This is a genomic window from Paenibacillus sp. LHD-117 (genome assembly GCF_030929555.1).
Taxonomy (GTDB): domain Bacteria; phylum Bacillota; class Bacilli; order Paenibacillales; family Paenibacillaceae; genus Pristimantibacillus.
The window spans coordinates 1-933 of sequence record NZ_JAVFVT010000087.1; the positions used below are offsets into that span (position 1 = coordinate 1).

The 933-nt window shown below is 46.8% G+C and carries 2 rRNA genes; both read left to right on the forward strand.

What is annotated here, in order from left to right:
* Nucleotides 1-50 precede the first annotated feature (50 nt).
* A 5S ribosomal RNA gene (gene rrf / locus RB620_RS30140) occupies nucleotides 51-167 on the forward strand.
* Nucleotides 168-814: 647 nt separating this feature from the next.
* A 23S ribosomal RNA gene (locus tag RB620_RS30145) occupies nucleotides 815-933 on the forward strand; the annotation flags it as partial.

Here is a 933-nt window from a genome sequence, read left to right on the forward strand (position 1 = left end):
GTATTTTCTGAAGAGATTCGGGAAGCGTAATCATCGAAAAACACTATCCGTTTGGTGGCGATGGCGGAGGGGAACCACGCGTTCCCATACCGAACACGACCGTTAAGCCCTCCAGCGCCAATGGTACTTGGACCGCAGGGTCCTGGGAGAGTAGGACGTCGCCAAGCGGGTATTCCAAGATGTAGGCTCCGTTGTCTCTCCCGTGGGAGAGTATCGGAAACTCCATCGAAGAAAACTCAATGATGCTTATGCGATTATTAATGAAGTTTCCGATGCCGACCTCGAAGCAATTCGAGAAGTTCGATCAATCGGTGCGGAATGGACGTCGTAAAGCAGCAAGTAACACCTAACAGCGAAGCGTAGATTTATGAAGTTTCCGATGTCGATCTTGATCGTATAAGTCATGATTCAACCGGTACAGAATAGTCAACGCCGAGCGGGTGCGAAAGCACCTTATTATTTTGCGAAAAACCGAATATATTTCCAACATTTGAGTGTTGAAATTGTCGGATTCGCATGATAATATATAGTTCCTGTCGCAAAAGCGCGGGAAATTGCACCTTGAAAACTGGATAACGAAAGTAAGCATTTTTCGTAATCGTCGCAAGACGATGAGAAAATATGCAAATTGCTGAAACATCCTTTAGCTGTTTTAAACTAGCAGCGAGCTGGTTTCGCGAAAGCGAGCCAAGCCGTTGAAGTTAAGCGAAGTTTATTGAAGATTGAGATGCATCTTGTTCTTTTGTTCCAACCATTGGTTATCTAATCAAGGAACAAACGAACAAAGCAGCGCAAGCTCAATAAACGCAGCGTTGGTTAAGCTAGTAAGAGCGCACGGAGGATGCCTAGGCACCAGGAGCCGAAGAAGGACGTGGCGAACAACGATACCGCCTCGGGGAGCCGTAAGCAGGCTTTGATCCGGGGATTTCCGAA